Annotated in this window: 22 protein-coding genes; 12 read left to right on the forward strand and 10 right to left on the reverse strand. The window is 70.4% G+C overall.

All coding sequences use genetic code 11. From position 1 onward, the window contains the following. Positions 1–57: 57 nt before the first annotated feature. Complete coding sequence (locus tag ABT304_RS11345) at positions 58–963, reverse strand: TIGR03621 family F420-dependent LLM class oxidoreductase (RefSeq protein ID WP_350715196.1); 906 nt, start codon at positions 961–963, stop codon at positions 58–60. A gap of 76 nt (positions 964–1,039) precedes the next feature. Continuing rightward, on the reverse strand, positions 1,040–1,579 hold the full coding sequence (locus ABT304_RS11350; RefSeq protein WP_350715198.1) for a MarR family winged helix-turn-helix transcriptional regulator: 540 nt from the start codon (positions 1,577–1,579) through the stop codon (positions 1,040–1,042). A gap of 70 nt (positions 1,580–1,649) precedes the next feature. On the opposite strand from ABT304_RS11350, the gene ABT304_RS11355 reads away from it, so the two are divergent. After that, entirely contained in the window at positions 1,650–2,900 is a 1,251-nt protein-coding gene (locus ABT304_RS11355) for an MFS transporter (RefSeq protein ID WP_350715200.1), read from the forward strand. Here ABT304_RS11355 and ABT304_RS11360 read toward each other — a convergent pair. The 5 genes from ABT304_RS11360 to ABT304_RS11380 all read right to left on the reverse strand — a co-directional run bounded on the left by ABT304_RS11360 (position 2,897) and on the right by ABT304_RS11380 (position 7,218). Continuing rightward, positions 2,897–3,535, reverse strand: a complete 639-nt coding sequence (locus tag ABT304_RS11360; protein ID WP_350715202.1) for an HAD-IA family hydrolase — start codon at positions 3,533–3,535, stop codon at positions 2,897–2,899. The two genes, ABT304_RS11355 and ABT304_RS11360, sit on opposite strands and share 4 nt — an antisense overlap. Continuing rightward, complete coding sequence (locus ABT304_RS11365; protein WP_350715204.1) at positions 3,532–4,836, reverse strand: citrate synthase; 1,305 nt, start codon at positions 4,834–4,836, stop codon at positions 3,532–3,534. Before ABT304_RS11365 ends, ABT304_RS11360 begins: the two co-directional genes overlap by 4 nt. 69 nt (positions 4,837–4,905) lie before the next feature. Next, on the reverse strand, positions 4,906–5,097 hold the full coding sequence (locus ABT304_RS11370; protein ID WP_091052443.1) for a hypothetical protein: 192 nt from the start codon (positions 5,095–5,097) through the stop codon (positions 4,906–4,908). 35 nt (positions 5,098–5,132) lie between these two features. After that, a complete protein-coding gene (locus ABT304_RS11375; RefSeq protein WP_350715206.1) occupies positions 5,133–6,161 on the reverse strand; it encodes a helix-turn-helix domain-containing protein in 1,029 nt (342 codons plus the stop codon). 52 nt (positions 6,162–6,213) lie between these two features. Then, complete coding sequence (locus tag ABT304_RS11380; protein WP_350715207.1) at positions 6,214–7,218, reverse strand: alpha/beta hydrolase; 1,005 nt, start codon at positions 7,216–7,218, stop codon at positions 6,214–6,216. 173 nt (positions 7,219–7,391) lie between these two features. Here ABT304_RS11380 and hrpA point away from each other — a divergent pair, with 173 nt between their 5' ends. The 4 genes from hrpA (at position 7,392) to ABT304_RS11400 (ending at position 14,037) form a co-directional block, all read left to right on the forward strand. Beyond that, positions 7,392–11,264, forward strand: a complete 3,873-nt coding sequence (gene hrpA, locus ABT304_RS11385) for an ATP-dependent RNA helicase HrpA (RefSeq protein WP_350715209.1) — start codon at positions 7,392–7,394, stop codon at positions 11,262–11,264. Between the two features lie 39 nt (positions 11,265–11,303). Next, positions 11,304–11,900, forward strand: coding sequence for a hypothetical protein (locus tag ABT304_RS11390; protein ID WP_350715210.1), 597 nt, complete (start codon positions 11,304–11,306; stop codon positions 11,898–11,900). Between the two features lie 240 nt (positions 11,901–12,140). Further along, positions 12,141–12,551 carry a type II toxin-antitoxin system PemK/MazF family toxin gene (locus ABT304_RS11395; RefSeq protein WP_350715211.1) on the forward strand — a complete coding sequence of 137 codons (411 nt, stop codon included), beginning with the start codon at positions 12,141–12,143 and terminating at the stop codon, positions 12,549–12,551. 154 nt (positions 12,552–12,705) lie between these two features. Further along, the gene (locus ABT304_RS11400; protein ID WP_160027098.1) at positions 12,706–14,037 is read left to right on the forward strand and encodes an ABC transporter substrate-binding protein; all 1,332 of its coding nucleotides are present in this window, start codon (positions 12,706–12,708) and stop codon (positions 14,035–14,037) included. An 87-nt stretch (positions 14,038–14,124) separates the two neighbouring features. On the opposite strand, the gene ABT304_RS11405 is transcribed toward ABT304_RS11400, so the two are convergent. Continuing rightward, a complete protein-coding gene (locus ABT304_RS11405) occupies positions 14,125–15,411 on the reverse strand; it encodes an HRDC domain-containing protein (RefSeq protein ID WP_350715212.1) in 1,287 nt (428 codons plus the stop codon). A 58-nt stretch (positions 15,412–15,469) separates the two neighbouring features. Beyond that, positions 15,470–16,108, reverse strand: a complete 639-nt coding sequence (locus ABT304_RS11410) for a DUF3000 domain-containing protein (RefSeq protein WP_160027100.1) — start codon at positions 16,106–16,108, stop codon at positions 15,470–15,472. A gap of 70 nt (positions 16,109–16,178) precedes the next feature. Here ABT304_RS11410 and hemE point away from each other — a divergent pair, with 70 nt between their 5' ends. After that, positions 16,179–17,261, forward strand: coding sequence for a uroporphyrinogen decarboxylase (gene hemE / locus ABT304_RS11415; protein WP_350715214.1), 1,083 nt, complete (start codon positions 16,179–16,181; stop codon positions 17,259–17,261). Here the strand turns inward: hemE and ABT304_RS11420 are convergent. Continuing rightward, entirely contained in the window at positions 17,240–18,184 is a 945-nt protein-coding gene (locus tag ABT304_RS11420; protein ID WP_350715216.1) for a LysR family transcriptional regulator, read from the reverse strand. The genes hemE and ABT304_RS11420 overlap by 22 nt on opposite strands. A gap of 146 nt (positions 18,185–18,330) precedes the next feature. Here ABT304_RS11420 and ABT304_RS11425 point away from each other — a divergent pair, with 146 nt between their 5' ends. The 6 genes from ABT304_RS11425 to ABT304_RS11450 all read left to right on the forward strand — a co-directional run bounded on the left by ABT304_RS11425 (position 18,331) and on the right by ABT304_RS11450 (position 25,068). Further along, entirely contained in the window at positions 18,331–19,572 is a 1,242-nt protein-coding gene (locus ABT304_RS11425) for an acyl-CoA dehydrogenase family protein (RefSeq protein ID WP_350715217.1), read from the forward strand. A 161-nt stretch (positions 19,573–19,733) separates the two neighbouring features. After that, complete coding sequence (gene sfnG / locus ABT304_RS11430; protein ID WP_350715219.1) at positions 19,734–20,840, forward strand: dimethylsulfone monooxygenase SfnG; 1,107 nt, start codon at positions 19,734–19,736, stop codon at positions 20,838–20,840. Next, positions 20,837–22,045 (forward strand): SfnB family sulfur acquisition oxidoreductase, encoded by a 1,209-nt coding sequence (locus ABT304_RS11435; RefSeq protein WP_350715221.1) that lies wholly within the window; start codon positions 20,837–20,839, stop codon positions 22,043–22,045. Before sfnG ends, ABT304_RS11435 begins: the two co-directional genes overlap by 4 nt. A 31-nt stretch (positions 22,046–22,076) precedes the next feature. Next, the gene (locus tag ABT304_RS11440; protein ID WP_350715222.1) at positions 22,077–23,225 is read left to right on the forward strand and encodes an LLM class flavin-dependent oxidoreductase; all 1,149 of its coding nucleotides are present in this window, start codon (positions 22,077–22,079) and stop codon (positions 23,223–23,225) included. A gap of 11 nt (positions 23,226–23,236) precedes the next feature. Next, positions 23,237–24,571 carry an MFS transporter gene (locus tag ABT304_RS11445; RefSeq protein WP_350715224.1) on the forward strand — a complete coding sequence of 445 codons (1,335 nt, stop codon included), beginning with the start codon at positions 23,237–23,239 and terminating at the stop codon, positions 24,569–24,571. Next, entirely contained in the window at positions 24,571–25,068 is a 498-nt protein-coding gene (locus tag ABT304_RS11450) for a flavin reductase family protein (RefSeq protein ID WP_160027116.1), read from the forward strand. Before ABT304_RS11445 ends, ABT304_RS11450 begins: the two co-directional genes overlap by 1 nt. Positions 25,069–25,136 lie beyond the last annotated feature (68 nt).

Here is a 25,136-nt window from a genome sequence, read left to right on the forward strand (position 1 = left end):
TGCTCAGCGTCGCTGTGAACCTGCTGAGACTGGGCTATGCGGTCTCGAAGAGATGCCTCAGGATCCGGCGAGAAGACCGACGACCGGGGCGAAAGCCTCCATCAGCTCGTCGCCGACCAGGACGTAGGAGATGCCCAGCCGCTCCCGGCGCTCGCGGAGCTGGTCGGCCATCTCCTCAGCAGAGCCGCTGACGACGCCGACGGCACCCTGCGCGGCGAGCGCGGCGGGGTCGAGCCGTCCTGCCAGATAGCGCGGAACTGCGTCGCCCACGGCCATCAGGTTCATGTTGAGCTCGGCGGTGCCGCCGTCGGGGCGGTCGGCGGAGCGTACCTGATAGACGGCTGTGCGTACTGCTGACTCCTCGGCGTCGAAGGGGACCCCGAGAGCGGCGATGTCGGCATGCTCGCCTGCGATCCGCAGCATCCGAGGACCGCCGCCGGCGATGAGGATCGGCACCTGCTGGGGTGCGGTCCCGTAGGGGAGCACCGAGGCTTCGACAGTCCGGTGGTGGGGTCCGTCGACGGTGACGGTCTCACCGGCCAGGAGCCTCTTGATGATGTCGATCGACTCCACGAGGCGGTCGATACGTACGCCTGGCCGGTCGAAGCGCAGCCCCAGCATCGCGTTCTCCCGAGCCGAGTCGGGGCGCCCGGCGCCGAGGCCCAGCTCGAAGCGGCCGCCCGAGAGCACGGCGAGCGTGGCCGACTCCTTGGCGACCTGGACGGGGTGGCGGAAGTCGTTGGCCAGGACGTACGTCCCCACGCGGAGCCTCGTGGTCACCGCCGCGGCGGCCGCCAGGGCGGGGAAGACGGCGTGGCCGAAGGACACGTTGTCCGGCATGACGAGCGTGTCGTAGCCCGCGCTCTCGACGCGGCGGGCGAGGTCGCTCCAGGCGGCACCCGTGGGCGCCAGAGCTGCGACGACGCCGAAGCGGAAGGGTCTGGTCTCAGGTGTGGTGGTCATGCCTCCAGGCTGGTCCTGGCGGAGCGTGAGCGGATCCGCTCACCGGCGACCGCGGCGTACGCAGATCCGCGCAGCCCTACTCGGCCTCGATCCGCAGGGTCACCTGCTTGAGCAGAACCGCCAGCTCCGTACGCCGCTCCGGGCTCAGCGTCTCCAGCAGTCTGGTCTCGGCCTCGCCCCGCAGGTCCATCGCCCGTCGCCAGATCTCGATGCCTGCCTTGGTCGCCTCGACGCTGATCTTGCGACGGTCCTCCACCGAGGCCGTACGCCGCACCCACCCGGCCTTCTCCATGCTGTCGAGCCGGCCCGTCATCCCGGCCGGGCTGATCCCCAGATCCTTCGCGAGCGTCGTGGGGGAGGCGTGTCCAGGGGTGTCACGGATCATCAGCTCGTGCAGTGTCATGTACTCGAAGTCGGCGAGCCCGACCGCGCTCGCCGCGTCGGCACGAGCGTCGTTGAAGAACTTCGAGATGCGGCCGATGCGTACGGTGATCGCCTCGATCTCGTCGTCGAAGTCGATGTCGATCCAGTGGTCACGCCAGCGGGCGACGTGACGGTCGGCAGCGTCTTCGTTGAGGTCGCCGTCGAACGTGTCGGAGGGTCTCGGGTCGGACATGGCTCGACCTTACCCTTCGCTCACTGATAATTCGTTGACGAATAATTCGTCGGCGAAGTATTTTGGGATCATGACCGCCACGACCGAACCGCAGAGCCCGCCACCGACCCAGCGTCGGTCGCCGCTGAGGCACCGCAACTTCCGCCGGCTCGTGACCGGGACGGCATCCTCGTCGCTGGGCAACGCGATCACGCCGATCGCGCTGGCGTTCGCCGTGCTCGACCTCGGCGGGACCGTCACCCAGCTGGGCATCGTGGAGGCCGTCTTCGCGACCTGCCAGGTGGTGACCACGCTGGCCGGGGGAGTGCTCGGCGACCGGGTCTCGCGCAAGCTCATGATGGAGGGCACGGCGGCGATCAGCGCCGTCGTGACCGGTGCGCTGGCTGCGACGGTGATCCTCGGGATCGCGACGATCCCGTCGATCGCGGTGATGGGCGGGCTCGCGGGCATCGTCGCCGCGCTCAACCAGCCCTCCGCGATGGCGATGACCAAGGTCGTCGTGCCCGCGGAGGACCTCGGCGCCGCCGTCTCGCTCCGGTCGCTGCTCCAGACCACCGCCTCGACCATCGGCTACGCCCTCGGCGGGGTGCTCGTCGCGGCCGTCGGTCCCGGCTGGGCGATCACGGTCGACGCGCTCACCTTCGCCGTCGCGGCCGTCGCGTACGCCGGCATGCGGGTGCCCCATGAGCGCCCGCCCCACAAGGCGTCGATGCTCGGCGACCTGGCCGAGGGCTTCCGCGAGGTGATGCGGCACTCGTGGCTGTGGTTCCTCATCCTGCAGGCGCTGCTCTACCACCTGTTCTGGTCGGGGGCGCACAGCGTGCTCGGCCCGATCGTGGTCGGCGAGGGCATCGGCCGGGCCTCGTGGGGCTTCGCGCTCGCCGCCCTGATGGCCGGCTTCTTCGTCGGCGGCCTGTTCTGCCTGAGGTTCCGCCCGCGCCGGCTGCTCTCGGTGGGCGTGTTCTTCCTCGCGATGACCGGTCTCTTCCCGATCTCGATGGCGGTCTCCGACACGCTCTGGCCGATCCTCCTGGGCGCGTTCCTGCACGGGTTCGGCCTGCAGGTCTTCGACATCTTCTGGCAGATCGCGATCCAGCAGGAGATCCCCGAGGAGAAGCTCTCCCGGGTCTACTCCTTCGACATCGTCGGCTCGTTCGTCGCCCGCCCCGTGGGGCTCGCGCTCGTCGGCCCGGTCGCTGTCGCGGTGGGCTTCGACACCTGGCTGCTCGTGGTCGCCGCGGTGATCTCCGGCAGCGCCCTGCTGTCGTTCTCCTTCGCGGGCGTACGCCGTCTGGAGCGCGCGCCCGACCAGGCCCCCTAGAGCGGGAGGCCGAGCGCGACCAGGTCCTTGCGGAGCTTCTCGGCCCCGGTGAACTGGATCGCGTGCATGCCCAGCGCGGCGGCGGCGGCCACGTTGGCGACGCTGTCGTCGATGAACACCAGCCGGTCCAAGGGCTTCCCGGCGCGCTCGGCGACGAGCCGGTAGATCGCCGGGTCGGGCTTGGCCAGGCGCACCTCGCCGGAGACGACGACGTCGCCGAGCAGCTCGATCACGTCGTACGTCGACGGGGCATGCGGATAGAGCTCGGCCGACCAGTTGGTCAGTCCGAGCTGGGGGACCCCGGCCGCGGCGAGCTCGCGGACCATCTCATGGGTGCCGGGGACCGGGCCGAGCAGGGAGAGCGGGAAGTTGTCGACGTACGCCGCTCCGGCCGCGAGCCACTCGGGCGCCGCCTCCTCGAGGACCGTGAGTGCCTGGGCCCAGGTGCGGCCGGCGTCCTGGACGTGGTTCCACGACCCGAAGTCGAAGGACTCCATGAACCTGCGGGCATCGGCGTCCCCGACTCCGGCTGCGATCGCCGGGAGCGGGTCCCAGCGGATCAGAACGTTCCCGAAATCCCAGACAACCCCGTCCACCACGGGGGTGGACGGGGTCTGCGTGTCGGGGACGCTCACTTCCAGCGAACGTCGCGCGGGACGAAGGTGAGTCCGCGCTCGCCGGTGTAGATCTGCTTCGGACGAGCGATCTTCTGCTCCTTGTCCTGGACGAGCTCCAGCCACTGGGAGAGCCAGCCCGGCGTACGCCCGATGGCGAACAGCACGGTGAACATCTCCGGCGGGAACTCCAGGGCCTCGTAGATCAGGCCGGAGTAGAAGTCGACGTTCGGGTAGAGCTTGCGCTTGACGAAGTACTCGTCCTCGAGCGCGATCTTCTCCAGCTCCATCGCGATGTTGAGCAGCGGGTTGGTGCCCGTGACCTCGAAGACGTTGAGCGCCTGCTGCTTGATGATCGTCGCGCGCGGGTCGTAGTTCTTGTAGACCCGGTGGCCGAAGCCCATCAGCCGCTCGTTGCCGGCCTTGACGCCCTCGATGAAGGCGGGGATGTTCTCCACCTTGCCGATGCGGCGCAGCATCCGGAGCACGGCCTCGTTGGCGCCGCCGTGGAGCGGGCCGAAGAGGGCGCCGACGCCGGCAGCCACCGAGGAGTAGGGGTCGACCTGGGTCGAGCCCACGCTGCGGACGGCGTTGGCCGAGGCGTTCTGCTCGTGGTCGGCGTGCAGGATGAAGAGCGTGTCGAGCGCCTTCTCGATGCGGTCGTCCGAGGCGTACTTGCTCTCGCTCATCTTGAAGAGCATGGAGAGGAAGTTGCCGGTGTAGGACAGGTCGTTGTCCGGGTAGACGTACGGCTTGCCCTGCGCGTGCCGGAACGCCCACGCGCCCAGCGTCGGCATCTTGGCGATCAGCCGGATGATCTGCAGGCGACGGTTGTCGGGGTCGGAGATGTTCGCGGCGTCCGGGTAGAACGTCGACATCGCACCGACCGACGCCATGAGCATGCCCATCGGGTGGGCGTCATAGCGGAAGCCCTGCATGAACTCCTTGATGTTCTCGTGCACGAACGTGTGGAAGGTGATCTCGTGCACCCACGCGTCGTACTCCTCCTTGGTCGGCAGCGCGCCGTGGACCAGGAGATAGGAGACCTCGAGGAAGCTCGACTTCTCGGCGAGCTGCTCGATGGGATAGCCCCGATACTCGAGCACGCCCTTGTCACCGTCGATGAAGGTGACGGAAGATCGGCAAGAAGCGGTGTTGACGAAGCCGGGGTCATAGACGGCCAGGCCAGGACCTTCTTCGTCGGTGGCCGGGTCAGCGGCCTTGATCTTCCCCAGGTCGGCGGCGCGGATGGTGCCGTCGGTGATCGGGATGTCGTACTCCACCCCGGTGCGGTTGTCACGCACTGTTAGAGATTCGGTCACGATCAGCAACGGTAACCCTCTTGAAATCCCGTACGTAACTCGGCGTCCCACCCATTGGCCGATTTCGACTCAGAGTCGGAACCTGTCCCGCGCCGGTTTGGTGTCGCCGGACGGCTCGTCGTCGCCGAACCGGGTCAGCGCATCGCGCAGCCGATGGAGGTCGAGAGCGGTCTGCACCGACCGCTCGTTGAGGGTGTCGTCCTCTCCTCGGAGCGCACGCAGCGCATCCTGGACCTCGGTCTCGCTCGGCTCCCCGGTCATGGGGACATAATCTAGGTGCCCGGACCAAGACCCGCCTAGTGCGGATCGCCCACGACCTGCTGTTCGGTGCCGTGGGCCACACGCCACAGCAGCAGCGTGACCGCCGCGCGCTGCCGTCCACGCCCCTTGGTGGGCGCGTAGCCGAGCTGTCCGCTCAGCCAGGTCAGCCGCTCCTGCAGGGTCGAATGGTGCACATGGAGCATCGCGGCCGACTGCCTGAGACTCGGCTGGTCGAGCACCGCGTGGAGTGTGTCCACGACCCACGGATGTCCGGCGAGCAGCTCATCCAGACGTCGTACGTCACCCACGCCCGCCGCCTCGTCGGCGCTGATCCGCTCGGCGATGACGGCAAGTGCCCCGAGGTCGTCGTAGCGGACCATCGCGGGCGCGAGACCGCCCACGTCGGCGGCGAGCCGGAGAGCCGTACGTGCCTGCTCCAGCGCGGCCGGCAGCTGCAGCGGGTCGGGGGCGACGGCGGCCCCCGCGCGGACGCCCTCCGGGATGGTGGGCGTGCCGGGAAGCAGCGCGACCACCAGCGCGCCGACCGTGCTGATCAACGTCGCTCGGAGGTGGGCCGAGGTGCTCAGCACGACCGTGACGGGGCCGCTCAGGCCGAGCCGGGCGACCGCGTCGCGACGGTCGGCGTCGGTCGCGTCGGGGTCGCACGCGATCCTGACCAGCCCGCTCGTCGAGGGATCGGACGAGCCCGTGCTGAGCGCCTGCAGGGCGCGGGCGGCGCGCTCGAGGATGAGCGCGTCGAGCGGGCCGTCGCCCCCGGTGCGCTCGAGCCAGAGCCAGGAGCCGGGCTGTCCGGGGATCGGCTCGTGGCGCCAGCCGCCCTCGGCCTCACCGGGCAGCGCGCGGCCGTCGGCCGCGAACCGCTTGACGAGGCCCCGCGCGGCGTCGTGGAGTCCCGCGGGGGAGCCGGCCAGCGCCGCCGCGGCGCGCACGACCGCGGCGGTCGACGTCCGTTCGTCCACGAGCCGGTCGAAGTGGTCGATGACGCGCAGCGCACTGGCCGCGTCGTCATCGACCACCTCGAGCTTGCCGATCAGATCTCGCACCTGGAACCTCCCCCCGCCACTATTGCCCACGGGACGCGAGCGGGCCAGGGGATCAGGCCTCGAGCGCTCTGCGGATGAACTCCTCACGCGTCGCGACCGAGGCGCGGGAGAGCGCCGTGTGAGCGGCCATCAGGTCGAACCCGTGGAACCCGCCGCCCCACATGTGGAGGTCGACGCTGACACCGGCCTCCGACAGCCGGCGCGCGTAGGTCAGCGTCTCGTCGCGGAACGACTCCGCCGAGCCGGTGTCGATGTAGGTCCGCGGGAGGCCGGTGAGGTCCTCGGCACGTGCCGGCGCTGCGTACGGCGAGACGTCCGGCCCGCCGCGTCGCTCGCCGAGCAGCGCGGTCCAGCCGAACAGGTTGGAGTTGCGGTCCCAGACCCCCTCCTCGTCGAGCATGCGGCTGCTGTGGGTCTCCAAGCGGTCGTCGAGCATCGGGCAGATGAGGATCTGGTGGCTCAGCCTCGGGAAGGCCCGGTCCCTGGCGAGCAGGGCCGTGCCGGCGGCGAGACCCCCACCGGCGCTGGCTCCCGCGATGATGATGCGCTCGGGGTCGATGCCGAGCTCCGCGGCGTTCTTCGCCGTCCAGACGAGGCCGGCGTAGCAGTCTTCCACGGGAGCCGGGTCCGGGTGCTCGGGGGCGAGACGGTACTCGACGGAGACCACCACGGCGTTGCCCTCGGCCACCTGCGGCAGGAAGGTCTCCACGCCGAAGCTGCGGTCGCCGACCACCATCCCGCCGCCGTGGGTGTGGTAGACCGCCGGGCGCGGGGCGCCCTCGGCGGTGGGCCTCAGGATCAGCAGGGTGATGTCCGGAGCGCCCTCGGGGCCGGGAACCTGCCGCTCCTCGACCTGGACCGCGCCGCCGACGGTCAGGTCGACCGGGTCCATGCCGGGGAAGCCCTCGGCGGTCTGCTGCCTCACCTCGGCGAGGTTCTCCGCGGTGAAGGTCGGGAGGGCCTGGCGTACCGCTTCGAGGACCGGCACGAGCTCGGGATCGAACGGCGGTCGGACGGGGGTGTCGGGGAAGATCTGGTCGGCGGTCTGCTCGGTCATGGGGGTGCTCCTTCGGTGAACGGGGGTGGATCCAGCCTCCTCCCGGCGCCGCCGGTCACGGTACCCGGCCTGTGGCGGGAATCACATCGGCTGCCCCCGCCATCCGGCGGGCCGGGCTCTGCGAGAAACCGATGTGCGGTCGAGGGGTACGCCGGGGGAGAATGGGTGACCTCATGTCCACCGACCTGCCTGCCGCCGTCTCCGTGGCGATCACCTACCCTGCCGAGCTCCCGGTCACCCAGCGCCGCGAGGACATCGCCGCGGCCATCCGTGACCACCAGGTCGTGATCGTCGCCGGTGAGACCGGCTCGGGGAAGACGACGCAGCTGCCCAAGATCTGCCTGGAGCTCGGGCGCGGGTCGGCCGGCCTGATCGGGCACACCCAGCCGCGCCGGATCGCGGCACGCTCGGTGGCCGAGCGGATCGCGTCCGAGCTGGGCACCGAGCTCGGGGACCTGGTCGGCTATCAGGTGCGGTTCATGGACAAGTCCTCGGCCGCCTCGCGGATCAAGCTGATGACCGACGGCATCCTGCTCGCCGAGCTCCAGCGCGACCGCGACCTGCGCCGCTACGACACGATCATCATCGACGAGGCCCACGAGCGGTCGCTGAACATCGACTTCCTGCTGGGCTACCTGCGCCGGCTGCTGCCGCGGCGTCCCGATCTCAAGCTGATCATCACCTCCGCGACAATCGACCCGGAGCGGTTCGCGGCCCACTTCTCCGACGTGAAGACAGGCGAGCCGGCGCCGATCATCGAGGTCTCCGGGCGCACCTATCCGGTCGAGGTCCGCTACCGCCCGCTGATGGAGCTCTCCGAGGAGGACGAAGAGGGCGAGGTCGTCGTCCGCGACCAGACCGAGGCCATCGTCGACGCGGTCAAGGAGCTCTCCGCCGAAGGGCCCGGAGACGTCCTCGTCTTCTTGCCCGGTGAGCGCGAGATCCGGGACGCCGCCGATGCTCTGGGCGACGCGCTCGGGCTGAACAAGGGTCGCTCCGGAACGGGTCTCGTCGAGATCATCCCGTTGTTCTCCCGGTTGTCGGCCGCCGACCAGCACCGCGTCTTCTCGCCCCACACCGGCCGCCGGATCGTGCTCGCCACCAACGTCGCCGAGACCTCGCTGACGGTCCCCGGGATCAAGTACGTCGTCGACACCGGTGTCGCCCGCATCTCGCGCTACTCCGCCCGCACCAAGGTGCAGCGGCTGCCCATCGAGCCGATCTCGCAGGCCTCGGCCAACCAGCGGTCGGGACGTACGGGCCGGGTCGAGGCGGGCATCGCGATCCGGCTCTACTCCGAGGAGGACTATCTCGGAAGGCCGGAGTTCACCGACCCGGAGATCCTGCGCACCAATCTGGCCTCGGTCATCCTGCAGATGGCTTCGCTCGGCCTGGGGGACATCGCCCGCTTCCCGTTCGTGGAGGCTCCGGACCGGCGCAACATCACCGCCGGCGTACAGCTGCTCGAGGAGCTCGGCGCGATGCGGGGGCAGCGGCTGACCAAGCTGGGCCGGCGGCTGGCCAGGCTGCCGATCGACCCGCGGCTGGCCCGGATGGTGCTCGAGGCCGAGCGGCTCGGGTGCGTACGCGACGTCATCGTCGTCGCCGCCGCGCTCTCGCTCCAGGACCCGCGTGAGCGGCCGGGGCAGGACCACCCCAAGGAGCAGGCGCAGGCCGACCAGCTGCATGCGCGGTTCAAGGACGAGACCTCCGACTTCCTCACCTGGCTCAACCTGTGGCGTTACCTCAAGCAGCAGCAGCACGAGCTCTCCTCCAGCGCGTTCCGGCGGCTGTGCAAGCGGGAGTTCCTGCACTACGTACGCGTCCGCGAGTGGCAGGACCTGGAGTCGCAGCTGCGCCAGGTGTGCCGGGAGATGAAGATCGACCTCGGCAAGGGACACCGCGACGTCATCGAAGCCGGCGCAGACGCAGGCGAGGACAAGGTCGCCTACGACGCCGACGGGATCCATCAGGCGCTGCTCTCCGGGCTGCTCTCGCACATCGGGGCGCTGGAAGAACGTGACAAGAACGCAGAGGCCGCGGCCGGACGTGATCGCCGCCGGCCGGGCCCGCGGGAGTACGAGGGTGCCCGCGGCGCGAAGTTCGCGATCTTCCCCGGGTCGGCGCTGCACCGGAAGAACCCGCAGTTCGTGATGTCCGCCGAGCTCGTCGAGACCTCCCGGCTCTGGGCCCGGCAGAACGCCTCGATCAAGCCGGAGTGGGCCGAGAGCCTCGGTCGTGACCTGGTCAAACGCACCTACTCCGAGCCGCACTGGTCGCAGAAGCGGGCCTCGGTGATGGCCCGGGAGAAGGTGACCCTCTACGGGGTCCCGCTGGTCGCGGACCGTCCGGTCGCCTTCGGCAAGATCGATCCCGAGCTGAGCCGGGAGCTCTTCATCCGGCATGCGTTGGTCTACGGGGAGTGGCGTACGAATCACCGCTTCCTCCGCGACAACGCGAAGCTCGTCGAGGAGGCCGAGGAGCTCGAGCACCGAGCCCGGCGCCGCGACATCGTGGTCGACGAGCACGCGCTCTTCGACTTCTACGACCGCCGGCTGCCGGCCTCCATCGTCTCCGGGGCCCACTTCGACCAGTGGTGGAAGCAGGCCCGGCGGGAGACGCCCGACCTGCTCACCTTCGAGCTGTCGATGCTCACCAACGACGCCGCGGGGGAGGTGACCGAGAGCGACTTCCCGGCCGAGTGGGACGCCGGGCCGCTCACGTTCTCGCTGAGCTACCACTTCGAGCCGGGTGCGGCCGATGACGGACTGACGATCGACGTACCCGTCGCCACGCTCAACCGTGTCGGCGCCGACGACTTCTCCTGGCTGGTGCCGGGGCTGCGCGAGGAGCTGGTGACCGCGCTGATCCGGTCGCTTCCCAAGCCGCTGCGGGTCAGCTTCGTGCCGGCCCCCGACAAGGCGCGCGCCTTCCTGAAGGAGACCCCGCCGGGGGAGGAGCCGCTGCTGACCGCGCTGGAGCGCTGGGCGCGCTCGACCGCGGGCGTACACATCCCTCGCGAGGCCTGGGACTGGGCCAAGGTGCCCGAGCACCTGCGGCCGACCTACCGAGTCGTCGGCGAGGACGGCAAGGAGACCGCGAAGGGCAAGGACCTCGACGCGCTCAAGGCGCCGCTCGAGGGCGAGTTCAAGGCGGCCATCGCCGAGGTCGCGGCGTCGGCCGGTCACACCCGAACCGGCGAGACGAGCTGGGTCTTCGGGGACATCGCCACCACGGTGACCGAGAAGCGTGCCGGTCATGAGGTCACGGTCTTCCCGTGCCTCTCCGACGAGGGCGCGACGGTCGGTCTCGTCGTCGCCGGATCCGCGGAGGAGGCCGAGGCGCGCCATCGTCTCGGCGTCGTACGCCTGCTGCTCCTGGCGCTGCCCGACGTCACCAAGCAGGTCGTCGACGGGCTCTCCACCATGGAGAAGCTCGCGCTGGCCGGATCCCCCTACCCGAGCGCCGCCGAGCTCGTCGAGGACTGCCGCGCCGCCGTCGTCCGCCAGCTGGTCGATGCCCGTCCGCTGCCGCGGACGCAGGAGGCGTACGCCGCCGTCCTGGCCGCCGCGGGCACGCCGGCCGACCTGGTCGCGGCCGTGCGTGCGGTCCTGGCCGACGTGATGCGGGCGCTCGAGGCGTATCGCGAGACCGACAAGGCGCTCTCCGGGCGGGCCGACATGTTCCAGCTCCCGGCGTTGACCGACATGAAGGACCAGCTCGCCCGGCTGGTGCACCGTGGGTTCGTCGCGGAGGCGGGTGCCCAGCAGATCAGGCGGTATCCGACCTATCTGAAGGCCATCGTCGAACGCCGCCGCAAGCTCGACGCCGACCTGCGCGCCGACCGGACGACCCACGACCGGATCGCGTCGCTCCAGGACGCCTACCTGCACCAGATCGAGGCACTGGCCGAGGGACGGCCGCCCGGTCCGCGGCTGCGGCAGGTGCGGTGGATGCTCGAGGAGTACCGCGTCCAGCTCTGGGCCCAGCATCTCGGCACCGCCGAGAAGGTCTCCGACGCGCGGATCCGCAAGCTGCTCGGGTAGCGCTGTTACATGCGTGCGGCGGCCGCTACGCTCAATCCGATGTCCAGAGAGTTCCATTCGCCGATGCGTCCCGGGGACGGCTTCTTCGACTCCCTCCTCGGGGGCGACGACCCTGCCCTGGTGCAGGAGGCGGCCGACGCGGCGGCGACGGCGCTCGTACGTGGCGCGCGGGACAGCGACGACCCGGCGGTCGCCGAGCGGATCCTCCATCTGGCCGAGTCCGAGGGCATCGAGACGATCGCCGAGGTCTGGTCGAGCTCGCCGGCGGAGTCGCTGGCCGGCTGCCTGTGGCGCCTCTACCTGCTCCGCAGCTGGGTCTACGCCGACCCGGTGGGCGCCGCGCGCGAGTTCGACGCCGGCCGGGCGAAGGCCCAGGTCGCGCAGGTCGTGGCCGGGGTCGCGGATCCTCCCGGCCCGGAGGAGCTCAAGGCGATGGTCGACGAGGTGCTGCGCGGCATCGCCGGCAGCGACTTCGCCGTGGTGCTCCTCCGCGCCGCCGCGTTCTCCCGTGTCATCGCCGCCGGGCGGGCGGCCCTGGACCCGGACGCGGCCGCGAAGGACGTACGCAACATGCTGCAGCTCTCCGAACAGCTCGAGGCGGCGGGTCATGCCGAGCTCGAGCAGCGGTTGATCTGACTGCAGAGGAACAGCCCGTAGCGATAGGTTGTAGCCTCCTGTTCGCTTTGATGCGGAGGAGGTTGGGGGCACCGTTACACTGGTGCCGAACACGTCGGGCTGCGGCAGCCCCGGGTCCCAACTTCAGCCGCTTCGAGCGGCCTTGCGCCGTGAGGCGCTCCCGGTCCGGCGTGTTCATCATCTTTTTCGGTGCACCTCGGCTGGGTGGCCATGACGCCAGCCACCGACGAAGGAGCCGTAGTGACCGACACCCAGCCCGCAGCGCGCGAGGGCGCCATCTCCTACGAGCCCGAGATCGGTGACGGCAACGCCGACCCGGGCGAGGTCGTGTGGGGTTGGGTGCCCTACGAGGACGACGAGACCCAGGGCAAGGACCGGCCCGTTCTCGTGATCGGCCAGAAGGCCGGCGTACTCCTGTGCCTGATGCTGACCAGCAAGGACCACGACCGCGACGAGGCGCAGGAGGCGCGGCACGGGCGGCACTGGATGGATGTCGGCACCGGCGGCTGGGACCGCCAGGGGCGACCCTCCGAGGTGCGCCTGGACCGGCTGATCCGGATGGATCCCGCAGACGTACGCCGTGAGGGCGATGTGCTGGCCAAGGAAATCTTCGATGATGTGATCAAGGCCGCACGCGATCACCTCGCCTGAGCCGGTCCCCCGGGGCGCATTCTCAGGAAGTGTCCAGGTACGTATCGTAAAGTGAATCGCTGGTAAACCGGGTCTGTGGTTGCATCACAGACCCGGTCCTGGTGTTGAGATGGAGGAAATGGTGCGGCGCACGCGGCTGGCAACGGCGCTTCTGGTGACGGTTCTCTCGGCGTCCCTCGCCGCCTGCGGTGGTGGTGACCCGGCCTCGAAGCCCTCGCCGAGCACCACGACGAAGGCCCCTGCCGAGGTGAAGCTCGTCTTCGGGGTCTCCGGCCACAAGACGCTGGTCGACACCTACAAGCAGCTGGCCGCCGAATACACCCAAGAGGTCCCCAACGTCACCGTCGAGGTGAAGTCCTGGCCGACCGCCGACCAGCTCACTGCGGCGGTCAACAGCGGCGAGAAGGTCGACGTGGTGCTCACCCCGCGTGCCGACGTCGCCGCGTTCGCCGAGGACAAGCGGATCCAGCCCGTCGACACCCTGCTCGAGGCCCGCAACGTCGACTTCGGCGACAAGTACTCCCGCGAGGCGATGGAGGACTTCTCCGTCGAACGCCGCCTCGAGTGCATGCCCTACTCGGTCTCGCCGCAGGTCGTCTACGTCAACACCGGGCTGCTCGACTTCGACGCCATGAAGGAGGAGGGCCTGCCCACCCCCAGCGTGCGGGCCGACGGCTCCCTGCGTGGCTGGACCCTCGAGCAGTTCAGCTCGGCGATGACGTACGCCGCCGAGCACCACAAGGGTGTCCGGGGCACCTACGTCGAGCAGAACCTCTCCGCGCTGATGCCCTGGCTCGCCGGCGCCGGCGCGACCCTCTTCGACGAGCCGCTGGCTCCGACGTCCACCGCGCTGGAGGACTCGGCCGGGGCGTACGAGGACCTGGTCGAGGCGCTGACCCAGCCCAACGTGCTGGCCACCGCGAAGGACCTCAACGGCCGCACCCCGTTCCAGGCCTTCAAGCAGGGCCGCCTGGTGGCGCTGGTCGGTGACCGTTCGCTGGTCTCGGACCTGCGCGCGACCGACGCGATGGAGTGGGACGTGATGCCGATGCCGGGTGGCAACGGCACCACCGGCGACTACGCCGGATTGTGCATGGGCTCGGAGACCGCCGACCCCGATGCCACCGCCGACTTCCTCACCTACCTCATCTCGACCGAGTCGGTCGTGAAGATGGTCCGCACCGGCCACTTCGTGCCGGTCAACTCCGAGGTCGGCTACGCGCCGGTCTTCACCCAGCCCGAGCGCAACCCCAAGAACGCCCGGATCTTCACCGACACCGTGCGCGACATGCAGGTCCTCCCCGAGGCCACCCAGCTCGCCCAGCTCCAGAAGGTCGCCGCCGTCGCGGTCCGAGGCTCCTTCGCGGTCACCGAGCCCGACCAGATCGAGGACTACGCGGTCCAGATCGACGAGCTCTCCAAGACCGTCTTCCCCCAGCCCACGCCGGCGGCCTCCCCGTCGCCCTCGATCTCGCCCAGCTCCTAGCTGCCGAGGCGTCACCCCCGTCGCCCGAGCCGTCACGGGCGATGCCAGCTCGGCCGTCCTGGGTGACGGCTCGGCCGGGCGTACGGGTCAGGGCTCGATGTCCGCGTGGAGGACGGCGTCGGTGAGGAGCGGGGCGGTGAGGGCGATCTGCCAGCCGCGGGCGCCGAAGCCGGAGAGGAGCTCGATGATGCCGTCGAGCAGAGCGCCGGGGTCGCGGGTCTTCGGGGGTGTCCACATGGCGCGGCGCAGGAAGTCGGGAGTGAGCAGGTTCTCGGCGGGGAGGTTGCGGGCCTCGGCAAGGGCGTTGACGGACTCGCGCGCCAGCGTGAGACGACGGGCGGCTGCGGGATCCTTGTCGGCCCACGCGCGCGGCGGGGGAGGACCCTCCGAGCGCGGTGACCGCACCGGGAGCTCGTCCTCGTCCATCGTGACCGCGCGGTTGAGCGCCTTCACCCAGGAGGTCGCGTAGCGCTCGGCGCCACGGCCGTGGAACCCCTTCAGCCCGAGCAGCGCGGCCTTGTCCTGCGGGAGATCCTGCGCGGCGGCGACGATCGCGGCATCGGGAATGATCCGGCTCGGGGTGACGTCACGCTGCTGCGCGATCCGGTCGCGCTCGGTCCACAGCTCACGCACCGCAGCGAGCCCGCGGCGGCCGCGGACGCGGTGCATGCCTGAGGTGCGTCGCCAGGCATCCGTACGCACCGGCGCCTCGAACCCGCGCAGCCAGTCGAACTCCTGGCGGGCCCAGGCCTCCTTGCCCTGCGCGACGAGCTCGTCGGCCAGCGCGTCGCGCAGCTCGACGAGCACTTCGACGTCGAGCGCGGCGTACTCGAGCCAGGCGTCCGGCAGCGGCCGGGTCGACCAGTCGGCCGCGGAGTGCTCCTTGAGCATGGTGAAGCCCAGCACCGTCTCGACCAGGGTGCCGAGCCCGACGCGCGGATAGCCCAGCAGCCGTCCCGCGAGCTCGGTGTCGAACAGGGCGGAGGGGTGCAGGCCGAGGTCGCTGAGGCAGGGGAGGTCCTGGGTGGCGGCGTGCAGGATCCACTCGGTGCCCTCGAGCGCGTCGACCAGCGGCTGCATCGTGGACAGCTCGATCGGGTCGATCAGCCAGATCCCGGAGCCTTCGCGGCGCAGCTGGATGAGGTAGGCGCGGTTGGAGTAGCGGTAGCCGGAGGCGCGCTCGGCGTCGATCCCGACCGGACCCGAGCCGGCGGCGATGGCCGCGGCGGCCTTGACCAGGCCTTCGTCGGTGTCGGTCACCGGAGGCAACCCGTCGCGCAGGGTCAGCAGCGGCGCCGGAGCATCTTCTGGTGTGTCCGGCCCTGTCTCGGCCTCGGTGTTGTCCTCGATCACGCCGCCACCTCCGTCGCGCATGCGCCATGATACGGACGCGGCGGCGTGTTGGCCCGATGGGTCACTCGCTGACGTTCGATCACACGCCTCGCTGCCCTCGCCGGCTCGGTATGACGGTGACGCCCTCCGGCACCGGAGGAAGTCCCGCGGCCGTGCAGAGCAGCTCGCCCCATGCCTCGGTGTGTGGTCGCAGGTCCAGGTCGCCCGAGGCCGTTCCCACCGGCGTCCAGGAGGCGCGGATCTCGATCTGCGCGGTGCCGTCCTCATCGGCCATCCCGCCGTAGGCCTCGGTGGCGACGCGGGTCACGGTGCCGGCGGCGGCGACGTGCTCGGCGCCGTGACCGGAGAGCGCGTCGAGGAGCCAGGACCAGCCGACCTCACCGAGCAGCGGGTCGCTGATGTGCTCGACGTCGATGTCGGCCCGTGCGTAGGCCACCAGCCGGAAAGTGCCGGGCAGTCCGTGCACCGTGCCCCAGGCATCGTTGCCGTCGGGGTCGTGCAGCAGGATCAGCCGTCCGGTCGCCACGTCGACGTCGCCGACGGTCACCTCGGCGGACAGTGCCGCGGCGTACGGAGCGATCCGCTGGGGCGCCGGCATCTCCTCGGCCAGCACCTCGGGTCTGAAGGTCGCGGCGCGCATCCCTTCCGCGGCGGACCGGAACACGGCAGGACCGGTCTCCGGTCCCGCGGCGGGACGCGACTCTCCACGGACGACCATGTGAACAGGGTATGTCTTCTGCGCGATTCGCGATGTGCGTACACGCCGCGCCGGGTGGGACCATTGCCGAGTGGCTGCCGTGAACCCTCCTGAGAACCCCTCCGACGCGCTCGCGTCGTCCCCGTTCCTGCAGGCGCTCAGGGGAGAGAAGCCGAGCCGTACGCCGGTGTGGTTCATGCGCCAGGCCGGCCGGTCGCTGCCCGAATATCTCAAGGTCCGCGAGGGCATCGGCATGCTGGAGTCCTGCCAGGACGCCGACCTGATCACCGAGATCACCCTGCAGCCCGTACGCCGCTACGGAGTCGACGCGGCCATCTTCTTCTCCGACATCGTGCTGCCAGTGAAGGCGGTCGGGGTCGACCTCGACATCAAGCCCGGAGTCGGCCCGGTGATCGCGAATCCGGTGCGCACGCTGGCCGACGTGGAGGCGATCCCGGACCTCACCCCGGAGCACGTCACCTACATCACCGAGGCCGTCCAGAACCTGGTCGGCGAGCTCGGAAGCGTCAACGGCGGCACCCCGCTGATCGGCTTCGCCGGCGCCCCGTTCACCGTCGCCTCCTACCTGGTCGAGGGCGGCCCCTCGAAGGAGTACGCCAAGACCAAGGCGCTCATGTTCGGGGCCCCCGACGTGTGGGACGCCCTGATGCGCAAGATCGCCGGGATCTCCGGCGCGTTCCTGGAGGTCCAGGTCCGCGCGGGTGCCTCCGCGGTGCAGCTCTTCGACTCCTGGGCCGGTGCCTGCACGCCCGCCGACTACGAGCGCCACGTGCTGCCCTACTCCGCCCAGGTGTTGACCCGGATCGGCGAGCTCGGCGTCCCGCGGATCCACTTCGGCGTCAACTCCGCCATGCTCCTTCCGCTGATGGGCAGCGCGGGCGCCGAGGTCGTCGGTGTCGACTGGCGTACGCCGCTGGACTGGGCGATCGGCCAGCTCGGCGACGGCTTCGGCGTCCAGGGCAACCTCGACCCCGCCCTCGTCTTCGCGCCCACCGAGGTGATGCTCGAGCAGGCCGGGAAGATCCTCGAGACCGGACGTACGGCCAAGAGCCACGTCTTCAACCTCGGTCACGGCGTCATCCCGACCACCGACCCCGACCAGCTCGCCCGGCTCACCGATTTCGTGCAGAGCTACGAGCCGGCCGAGGGCTGAGACCGAGAACGCTGAGACCGAGAGCGCTGAGAGCGGGCGGCCGTCTCGGCGAGCAGGTCCAGGAGACTGCGCGCCCCCGAGGTCGTACGTGCGTTGTGCCGTCGCGCCGCGACCATCGTCACCCGCGAGCGGTCCCCGGCGAGGGGACGTACCGTGATGTGCCCGCCCGTCTCGCGCGGGTCGCCGACGACGCTGTAGTCGGGCAGCAGGGTCAGTCCGAGGCCCTCGCCGACCATCATCTTGCCCATCTCGGCGCCGTCGGTGGCGTGCCAGTGGTGGGGGAGGTCGCGACCGAAGACGCGATGGGCGAAGCGGTACATCAGGTAGCCCGAGCGCATGCCGACGAACGGCTCCTCGCGGAGCTCCTCGACGGTGATCTCGTCGCGGGACGCGAGCGGGTGGCCGACGGGCAGCACCACGATCGGCCGTCCGTGGAGAAGAACGGTGCCCTCGACCGTCGGCGGCAGGTCGTCGCCGTCGAGCAGGTTGACCAGGCCGATGTCGATGGTGCCCTCGGCGAGGGCGAGGTAGATGTCTTCCTGCACCATGGTGCGCACCTCGACGCTCGTGCGCGGGTGCTCGTCGGCGAATCTCCGCAACGTCGGTAGCAGCACGGTCGAGGTGCCGGCGTGGACCGTGCCGACCCGCACCGAGCTCACCCCGGCACTCTGGTCGCCGGCGGCCAGGCGGAGCCGGTCGACGGCCTCCAGGACGTCGGACATGGAGTGCAGCAGCTCCTGGCCCTCGCGGCTGATCCGGGCCCCGGCGCGGCGCCGGTCGAGCAGGGTCACGCCGAGCTCGCGCTCGAGCTTCGTGATCGCCTCGCTCAGGGCGGGCTGGGAGATGTGGAGCTGCTCGCTCGCGCGGCGCAGCGAGCCGTACTGGGTCACGGCTGCGATGTACTCCAGCTGCTCGATCCTCACGCTGTCCTCTTCGTCGGTCGGTGATCGGTCATCCCGAGCGGGTGATCGGTGATGGCTGGCGTCCAGCCTGTCTCACGCCGCTCATTCTCAAGTAATTTGGTCGATTAAAGACAGAAACATCCACGACGCAAGACTGAGAGGGCGCGATGACAACCGAAGCTGTACGCAACGCCGCGGAGTTCGGCGCGGCACCCACGACTCCGGAGGGCTGGGTCGACCGTGCCCGCGAGGTGGCCACCAGGCTCTCCGTGGACGCGGTCGCCCGTGACCGGGCCAACCAGGTCCCGACGTACGAGGTGAACCTGCTCAAGGAGAGCGGCCTGGTCACCCTGCTCGGCCCCGCCGAGCACGGCGGCGCCGGCCAGGACTGGACGACCGCGCTGCGCGTCGTCCGGGCGGTCGCGGCGGGCGACGGCTCGATCGGGCAGTTGCTCGGCTACCACTACCTGTGGGCCTGGGCGGCGCGGCTGGTCGGCACCCCGGAGCAGATCGCCGCCGTCGAGCAGCTCTACACCGAGAACAACTTCTTCTTCGGCGGCGCGGTCAACCCGCGCGACGACGACCTGGTGATCAGGGTCGAGGGTGACGAGCTCGTCTTCACCGGCCGCAAGTCGTTCTCGACCGGCGGGCGGATCTCCGACCTGACCGTTCTCGAGGGGGTCATCGAAGGCACCGAGAAGCATGTCTTCGCGATCGTCCCGACCCAGCAGGAGGCCATCGTCTTCGCCGGCGACTGGGACAACCTCGGCCAGCGGCTCACCGAGTCCGGCGCCGTCGAGATCAACGGCGTGCGCGTCCCCTGGGAGTCCGCGGCCGGCTATGTGAAGCAGGAGGACGGGACGTACGAGTTCGTCCCGCGGGTCTACAACACCCTCAACGTGCCGATCATCCAGCTCATCTTCACCAACTTCTACCTCGGGATTGCGGAGGGTGCCCTGACGACCGCCGCGACCTACACCCGCGACACGACCCGCGCCTGGCCCTACGCCGGAGACGTCAAGGAGAAGGGGAGCGAGGAGTTCTACATCCAGGAGACGTACGGCGACCTGACCTCGAAGCTGTGGGCGGCCCAGGCGCTGGCTGAGCGGGCGGCGGGCCTGATCGAGGCCATCAACGCGCACGCCGACGAGGTCACCGAGCAGGAGCGCGGCGAGGCGGCGGTCGTGATCGCCGCGGCCAAGCAGGTCGCGATCGACGCCGGCCTGGAGATCGGCACCAAGGTCTACGACCTGACCGGTGCCAGGGCGACCTCCAACAAGGTCGGGCTGGACATCTTCTGGCGCAACATCCGCACCCACTCGCTGCACGACCCGGTCGCGCACAAGCGGGCCGAGGTGGGCCGCTACGCGCTGCTCGGCGAGATCCCCGCGCCGACCTGGTACACGTGAGCCGCCTGCGGTGATCAGCAGGGCCTCTCGCCTTCTCGCCGCCTGATAGGCCGCGCCTATCACGGGATCGGGTCTTCCGGTGGTCCACATCGGAAGATCCGGTCCCGTCTCCTGTTTAATCAGATAAGTTTAGTAGACATTAGCGATCCAAGGAGACCAGCATGACTTCACCGGCAACCGAGCCCCTGAAGTTCGCCTACTGGGTGCCCAACGTCAGCGGCGGCCTCGTGGTGAGCAAGATCGAGCAGCGCACCGACTGGAGCTACGACTACAACAAGAAGCTCGCGCAGCTGGCCGAGAACAACGGCTTCGAGTACGCCCTCTCCCAGGTGCGCTACATGGCCTCCTACGGTGCGGCCTACCAGCACGAGTCCACCTCGTTCTCCCTCGCGCTGCTGCTGGCCACCGAGCGACTCAAGGTGATCGCCGCGGTCCACCCGGGGCTGTGGCAGCCCGGCGTACTCGCCAAGTTCCTGGCCACCGCCGACCACCTCTCCGGTGGCCGCGCGGCCGTCAACGTGGTCAGCGGCTGGTTCAAGGACGAGTTCACCCAGCTCGGCGAGCCGTGGCTCGAGCACGGCGAGCGCTACCGCCGCTCGGAGGAGTTCATCCGCTACCTCCGCGAGATCTGGACGAGTGAGGCCGCCGAGCTCAACGGCGACTTCTACCGGCTGCACGACTTCGACCTGAAGCCGAAGCCGCTGGCCAGCGAGGGCCGTCCGCACCCGGAGATCTTCCAGGGCGGCAACTCCTCCGACGCCAAGGCGATGGCCGGCCGCGTCTCGGACTGGTACTTCGCCAACGGCAACACCCCCGAGGGCCTCGCCGCGCAGATCGCCGACGTCAACGCGGTCGCCGGCCCGCTGGGGCGGCGGGTCCGGTTCGGGATCAACGGCTTCATCGTGGCCCGCGACACCGAGAAGGAGGCGCGCGACACTCTCCGGGAGATCATCGACAAGGCCGACCGCGAGGCCGTCGAGGGCTTCGGCTCGGCGGTCAAGCAGGCCGGGCAGTCCACCGGCGACAAGACCGGGATGTGGCAGGACTCGACCTTCGAGGACCTGGTGCAGTACAACGACGGCTTCCGGACCGGGCTGATCGGCACGCCCGAGCAGGTCGCCGAGCGGATCGTCGAGCTCAAGCGGGCCGGCGCCGACCTGATCCTCGGCGGCTTCCTGCACTACCTCGAGGACGTGGAGTACTTCGGTCAGCGCGTCCTGCCGATCGTGCGCGAGCTCGAGGCGCAGCAGCTGGAGTCCGTGGCTTGAGCACGACGGAGATCGCCCGGCTCGACGCCGAGACCGCGCCGCTGGTGGCGAGGCGGCTGGCCGACGAGCTCGCGCTCGGCGACGGCGGACGCGACCGGGTCAGGGCGCTGCCCTACGACCAGGTCAAGGCGTACGCCGCCGCCGGGCTCGGCGCGCTCACCGTCCCTCTCGAGTTCGGTGGGCCTTCGCTGCCCGCCACGACCGTGGCCGAGGTGTTCCGGCTGGTCTCGTGGGGTGATCCCAACGTCGGCCAGGTCCCGCACAGCCACTTCGTCTTCCTCAACCAGCTCCGGCTGAACGGCACCCGCGAGCAGCAGCAGCGGATCTACAGCGAGGTGCGGGCGGGGGCGCTGGTCGCCAACGCGCAGTCGGAGTTCGGGACCAAGCACGTGCGCGACATCCGGACGACCCTCACGCCTGCCCGGGAGGAGGGCGAGTGGCTGCTGAACGGCGAGAAGTTCTACTGCACCGGCTCGCTCTTCGCCGACTATCTCGCCGTGCTCGCGCGGCGTGACGTCGACGGGCCGCTGCAGGTGGCCTGGGTCCGCACCGAGACCCCCGGCGTCGAGATCGTCGACGACTGGGACGCCGTGGGGCAGCGTACGACCGGGTCCGGCACGGTGCGCCTCACCGACGTCGCCGTGGCCGAGGAGTGGGTGACGCCGTTCTCCGTCACGTTCGACGTGCCGACGACCTACGGCGCCTTCGCGCAGCTGCTGCACGCGGCCATCGACGCCGGGATCGCCCGGCGCGCGCTGGACGAGGCCTCCGAGTTCGTACGCACGAAGTCCCGCCCCTACGCCGACGCCGTCGCGCTCGCCGGTGCCGAGACGGCCGCACAGGACCCGCTGGTCGTCCAGGCCTTCGGCGAGATGGAGCTGGCCGTACGCAGCGCCGAGGCGCTCCTCGCCGAGGCGGCGCGACACGTGGACGAGGCCGACGCGGACCTCACCGAGGCGTCGGCCGCGGAGGCGAGCCTGGCCGTGGCGGCGGCCCGCGCGTCGACCGCGAACGTGTCGGTCGACGTCACCAGCCGGCTGCTCGAGGTCTCTGGCACCCGGGCGGCTCTGACGTCGACCAACCTCGACCGCCACTGGCGCAACGCGCGCACGCACACCCTCCATGACCCGGCCGCCTGGAAGGTCCAGCACCTCGGGCGATGGGCCGTCGACGGCACCCGGCCGCCGCGCCACGGACAGATCTGACACCCCCACCACATCCCACTGAAAGGCAGCGATGAGCACGCTCAAGTTCCACTGGTTCCTCCCGACCAACGGCGGCGACGGCCGGCACGTGATCGGCGGCGGTCACGGCGTCAGCGCGCTGGCGTCGGGCCGTCCGGCGACGGTGCCCTATCTCGGCCAGATCGCCCGCAGCGCCGAGCAGCTCGGTTTCGAGGCGGCGCTGACGCCGACCGGCGCGTGGTGCGAGGACGCCTGGGTGACGACCGCGATGCTCAGCTCCCTCTCGGAGCGGCTGAAGTTCCTGGTCGCGTTCCGGCCCGACTCGGTCTCGCCCTACCTGGCCGCGCAGATGGCCGGCACGTTCCAGAACCTGTCCGGGCAGCGGCTGCTCCTCAACGTCGTCACCGGTGGCGAGGACCACGAGCAGCGGATGTACGGCGACTTCCTGGCCAAGGACGAGCGGTACGAGCGGTGCGGGGAGTTCCTGCACATCGTCCGCCGGCTGTGGGCGGGGGAGACGGTGACCTTCTCCGGGAAGCATCTCTCGGTGGAGAACGCCCGGCTCGAGCAGCGGCCGACGCCGGTCCCGGACGTCTACTTCGGCGGCTCCTCGCCCGCGGCCCTGGATGTCGCCGCCGAGCACGCCGACGTCTACCTGACCTGGGGTGAGCCGCCGGCCGCGGTCGCGGAGAAGATCGGACGCGTGCAGAAGCTCGCCGCCGACCGCGGCCGCGAGCTCCGCTTCGGGATCCGGCTGCACTCGATCGCCCGCGAGACCTCGTCTGCCGCGTGGGCCGAGGCCGACCGGCTGCTGGAGAACATCTCGGACGAGGACATCGCGCGGGTCCAGGCGGGACTCTCCCGCAGCGTCTCGGAGGGTCAGCGGCGGATGCTGGAGCTCAACCAGGGTTCGCGCGACGGGCTCGAGGTCTACCCCAACCTGTGGGCGGGCGTCGGGCTTGTCCGTGGTGGTGCCGGAACCGCGCTGGTCGGCTCCTACACCGAGATCGCCGACCTGATCGAGGCCTACCACTCGGTCGGGATCTCCGAGTTCGTGCTCTCCGGATACCCGCACCTGGAGGAGTCGTACTGGTTCGGCGAGGGCGTCCTGCCCGAGCTCGCCCGCCGCGGCCTGTGGTCGCACCCCGCTCCTGTCGTCGGCCGAGGGGCAGCGGTGCCCTTCGGTGCCGCCGCCCAGTAGGGAGGACGCGCATGTCTGCAGCGACGGCCAACCCGAAGCGGGTGGCGCTGGCGGCCTCGGTCGGCGCCACCATCGAGTGGTACGACTTCTTCCTCTACGGCACCGCCGCCGGCCTCGTCTTCGACAAGCTCTACTTCAACGGGCTCAGCGGCACCGCGGCGACCTTCGCCTCGTTCGGCACCTTCGCCGTGGGGTTCCTGGCCCGCCCCGTCGGGGGCCTGATCTTCGGCCACTTCGGCGACCGGATCGGTCGCAAGACCATGCTGATCTGGACGCTCGTGATCATGGGAGTGGGCACCTCGCTGGTCGGGCTGCTCCCGACGTACGACTCCATCGGGGTGCTCGCTCCGATCGCGCTCGTGGTGCTCCGGATCCTGCAGGGGATCGGCGTGGGTGGTGAGTACGGCGGCGCGGTGCTGCTGGCCACCGAATACGCACCGGCCGGCCGCCGCGGGCTCTATGGCAGCTTCGCGCACATCGGCGTCCCGGGCGGGCTGGTGCTCGCCTCCGGGGCGTTCGCGGTGGCGTCGCAGCTGCCCGACGCGGCCTTCCTGGCGTGGGGATGGCGGGTCTGCTTCCTGATCTCGATCGTGCTGCTCGCCATCGGTGCCTGGATCCGGCTCTCGATCATGGAGACGCCGTCGTTCCAGGAGGTGCAGGCCGAGAAGAAGGTCTCCAAGCTGCCGGTCGGGGAGCTCTTCCGGCGTCAGCCGCGCACGCTGCTGCTCGGGATGGGGACGCGGTTCGTGGAGGGGTTCACCTACAACCTCTACTCGGTCTTCCTGCTCTCCTACGCGGTGGCCGACGCGGGGCTGAGCCGGTCGGTGGTGCTCAACGCGATCATGGCCGGCGCGCTGCTGGGCGTGGTCATGACCGTGCTCTCCGGAGCGCTGAGTGACCGGTTCGGACGGCGGCCGGTCTACACGGTCGGGGCCGTGCTGGGGCTGGTGATCGCCTTCCCGGTCGCGGCCGCGGTGCAGTCCGGCGCGGTGGTGCCGTCGGTCGCCGCCTTCGTCGGCGGGCTGGGTCTGGTCTACGGCACGGTCTACGGCCCGCTGGCGGCGTTCTGGAGCGAGCTGTTCGACACCCGCTACCGGTTCTCCGCGCTCAACGCGCTCTACCAGATCTCCGGAGTGGTGGCCTCCGGGCTGACGCCGCTGATCGCGGCCGCCCTGGTGGCGCTCTCCGACGACCGCTCGCTGTGGTGGGTGGCCGGCTACAACGTCGTGGTCGCCGTGGTCAGTCTGACCTGCATGTGGCTGCTGCCGGAGACCCGTGGCGAGAGGCTGCGGGACACGGCGGTGGACGAGGCGCGGGCAGTGCCCGCGAGAGAGGTGGTGGCGTGATGACGAGTCCGCTGCGTACGAATCAGGATCTCGACCCGGCCGCGTTGCGGCAGGCCTTCGGAGTCTTCCCCAGCGGGGTGGTGGCGGTCGCCGCGGTGGTCGACGGTCGCCCCGTCGGCCTGGCCGCGTCGTCGTTCACCTCGGTGTCCCTGGACCCGCCCCTGGTCTCCTTCTCCGTGGCTCGGACCTCGAAGACGTGGCCCGACCTACGGCGCTCCTCGCACCTGGGCGTCACCGTCCTCGCCGAGCACCACGGCGAGGTCTGCCGCCAGCTCGCCGGCCCCGTCGACTCCCGCTTCGACGGCCTCGTGGTCAGCTCGTCCCTCGACGGAGCCCTCACCCTCGACGAGGGCCTCGCGCAGTTCGACTGCACGATCTACCGCGAGGTCGAGGCCGGCGACCACATCGTCGTACTCCTCCAGCTCCATGCCGCCGACCACGGCGCCGGCCAGCCCCTCGTCTTCCACCGCTCCAATTTCGGAAAGCTGGCCAGCTGACCCCCTCCCGCCGAGGCGTCAGGTACGTCGGCCGAGACGGCACCTCGGTGCCGTCTCGGCCGACGGGG

This window comes from Nocardioides sp. NPDC000445 (genome assembly GCF_040300245.1).
Classification (GTDB): Bacteria; Actinomycetota; Actinomycetes; order Propionibacteriales; family Nocardioidaceae; genus Nocardioides.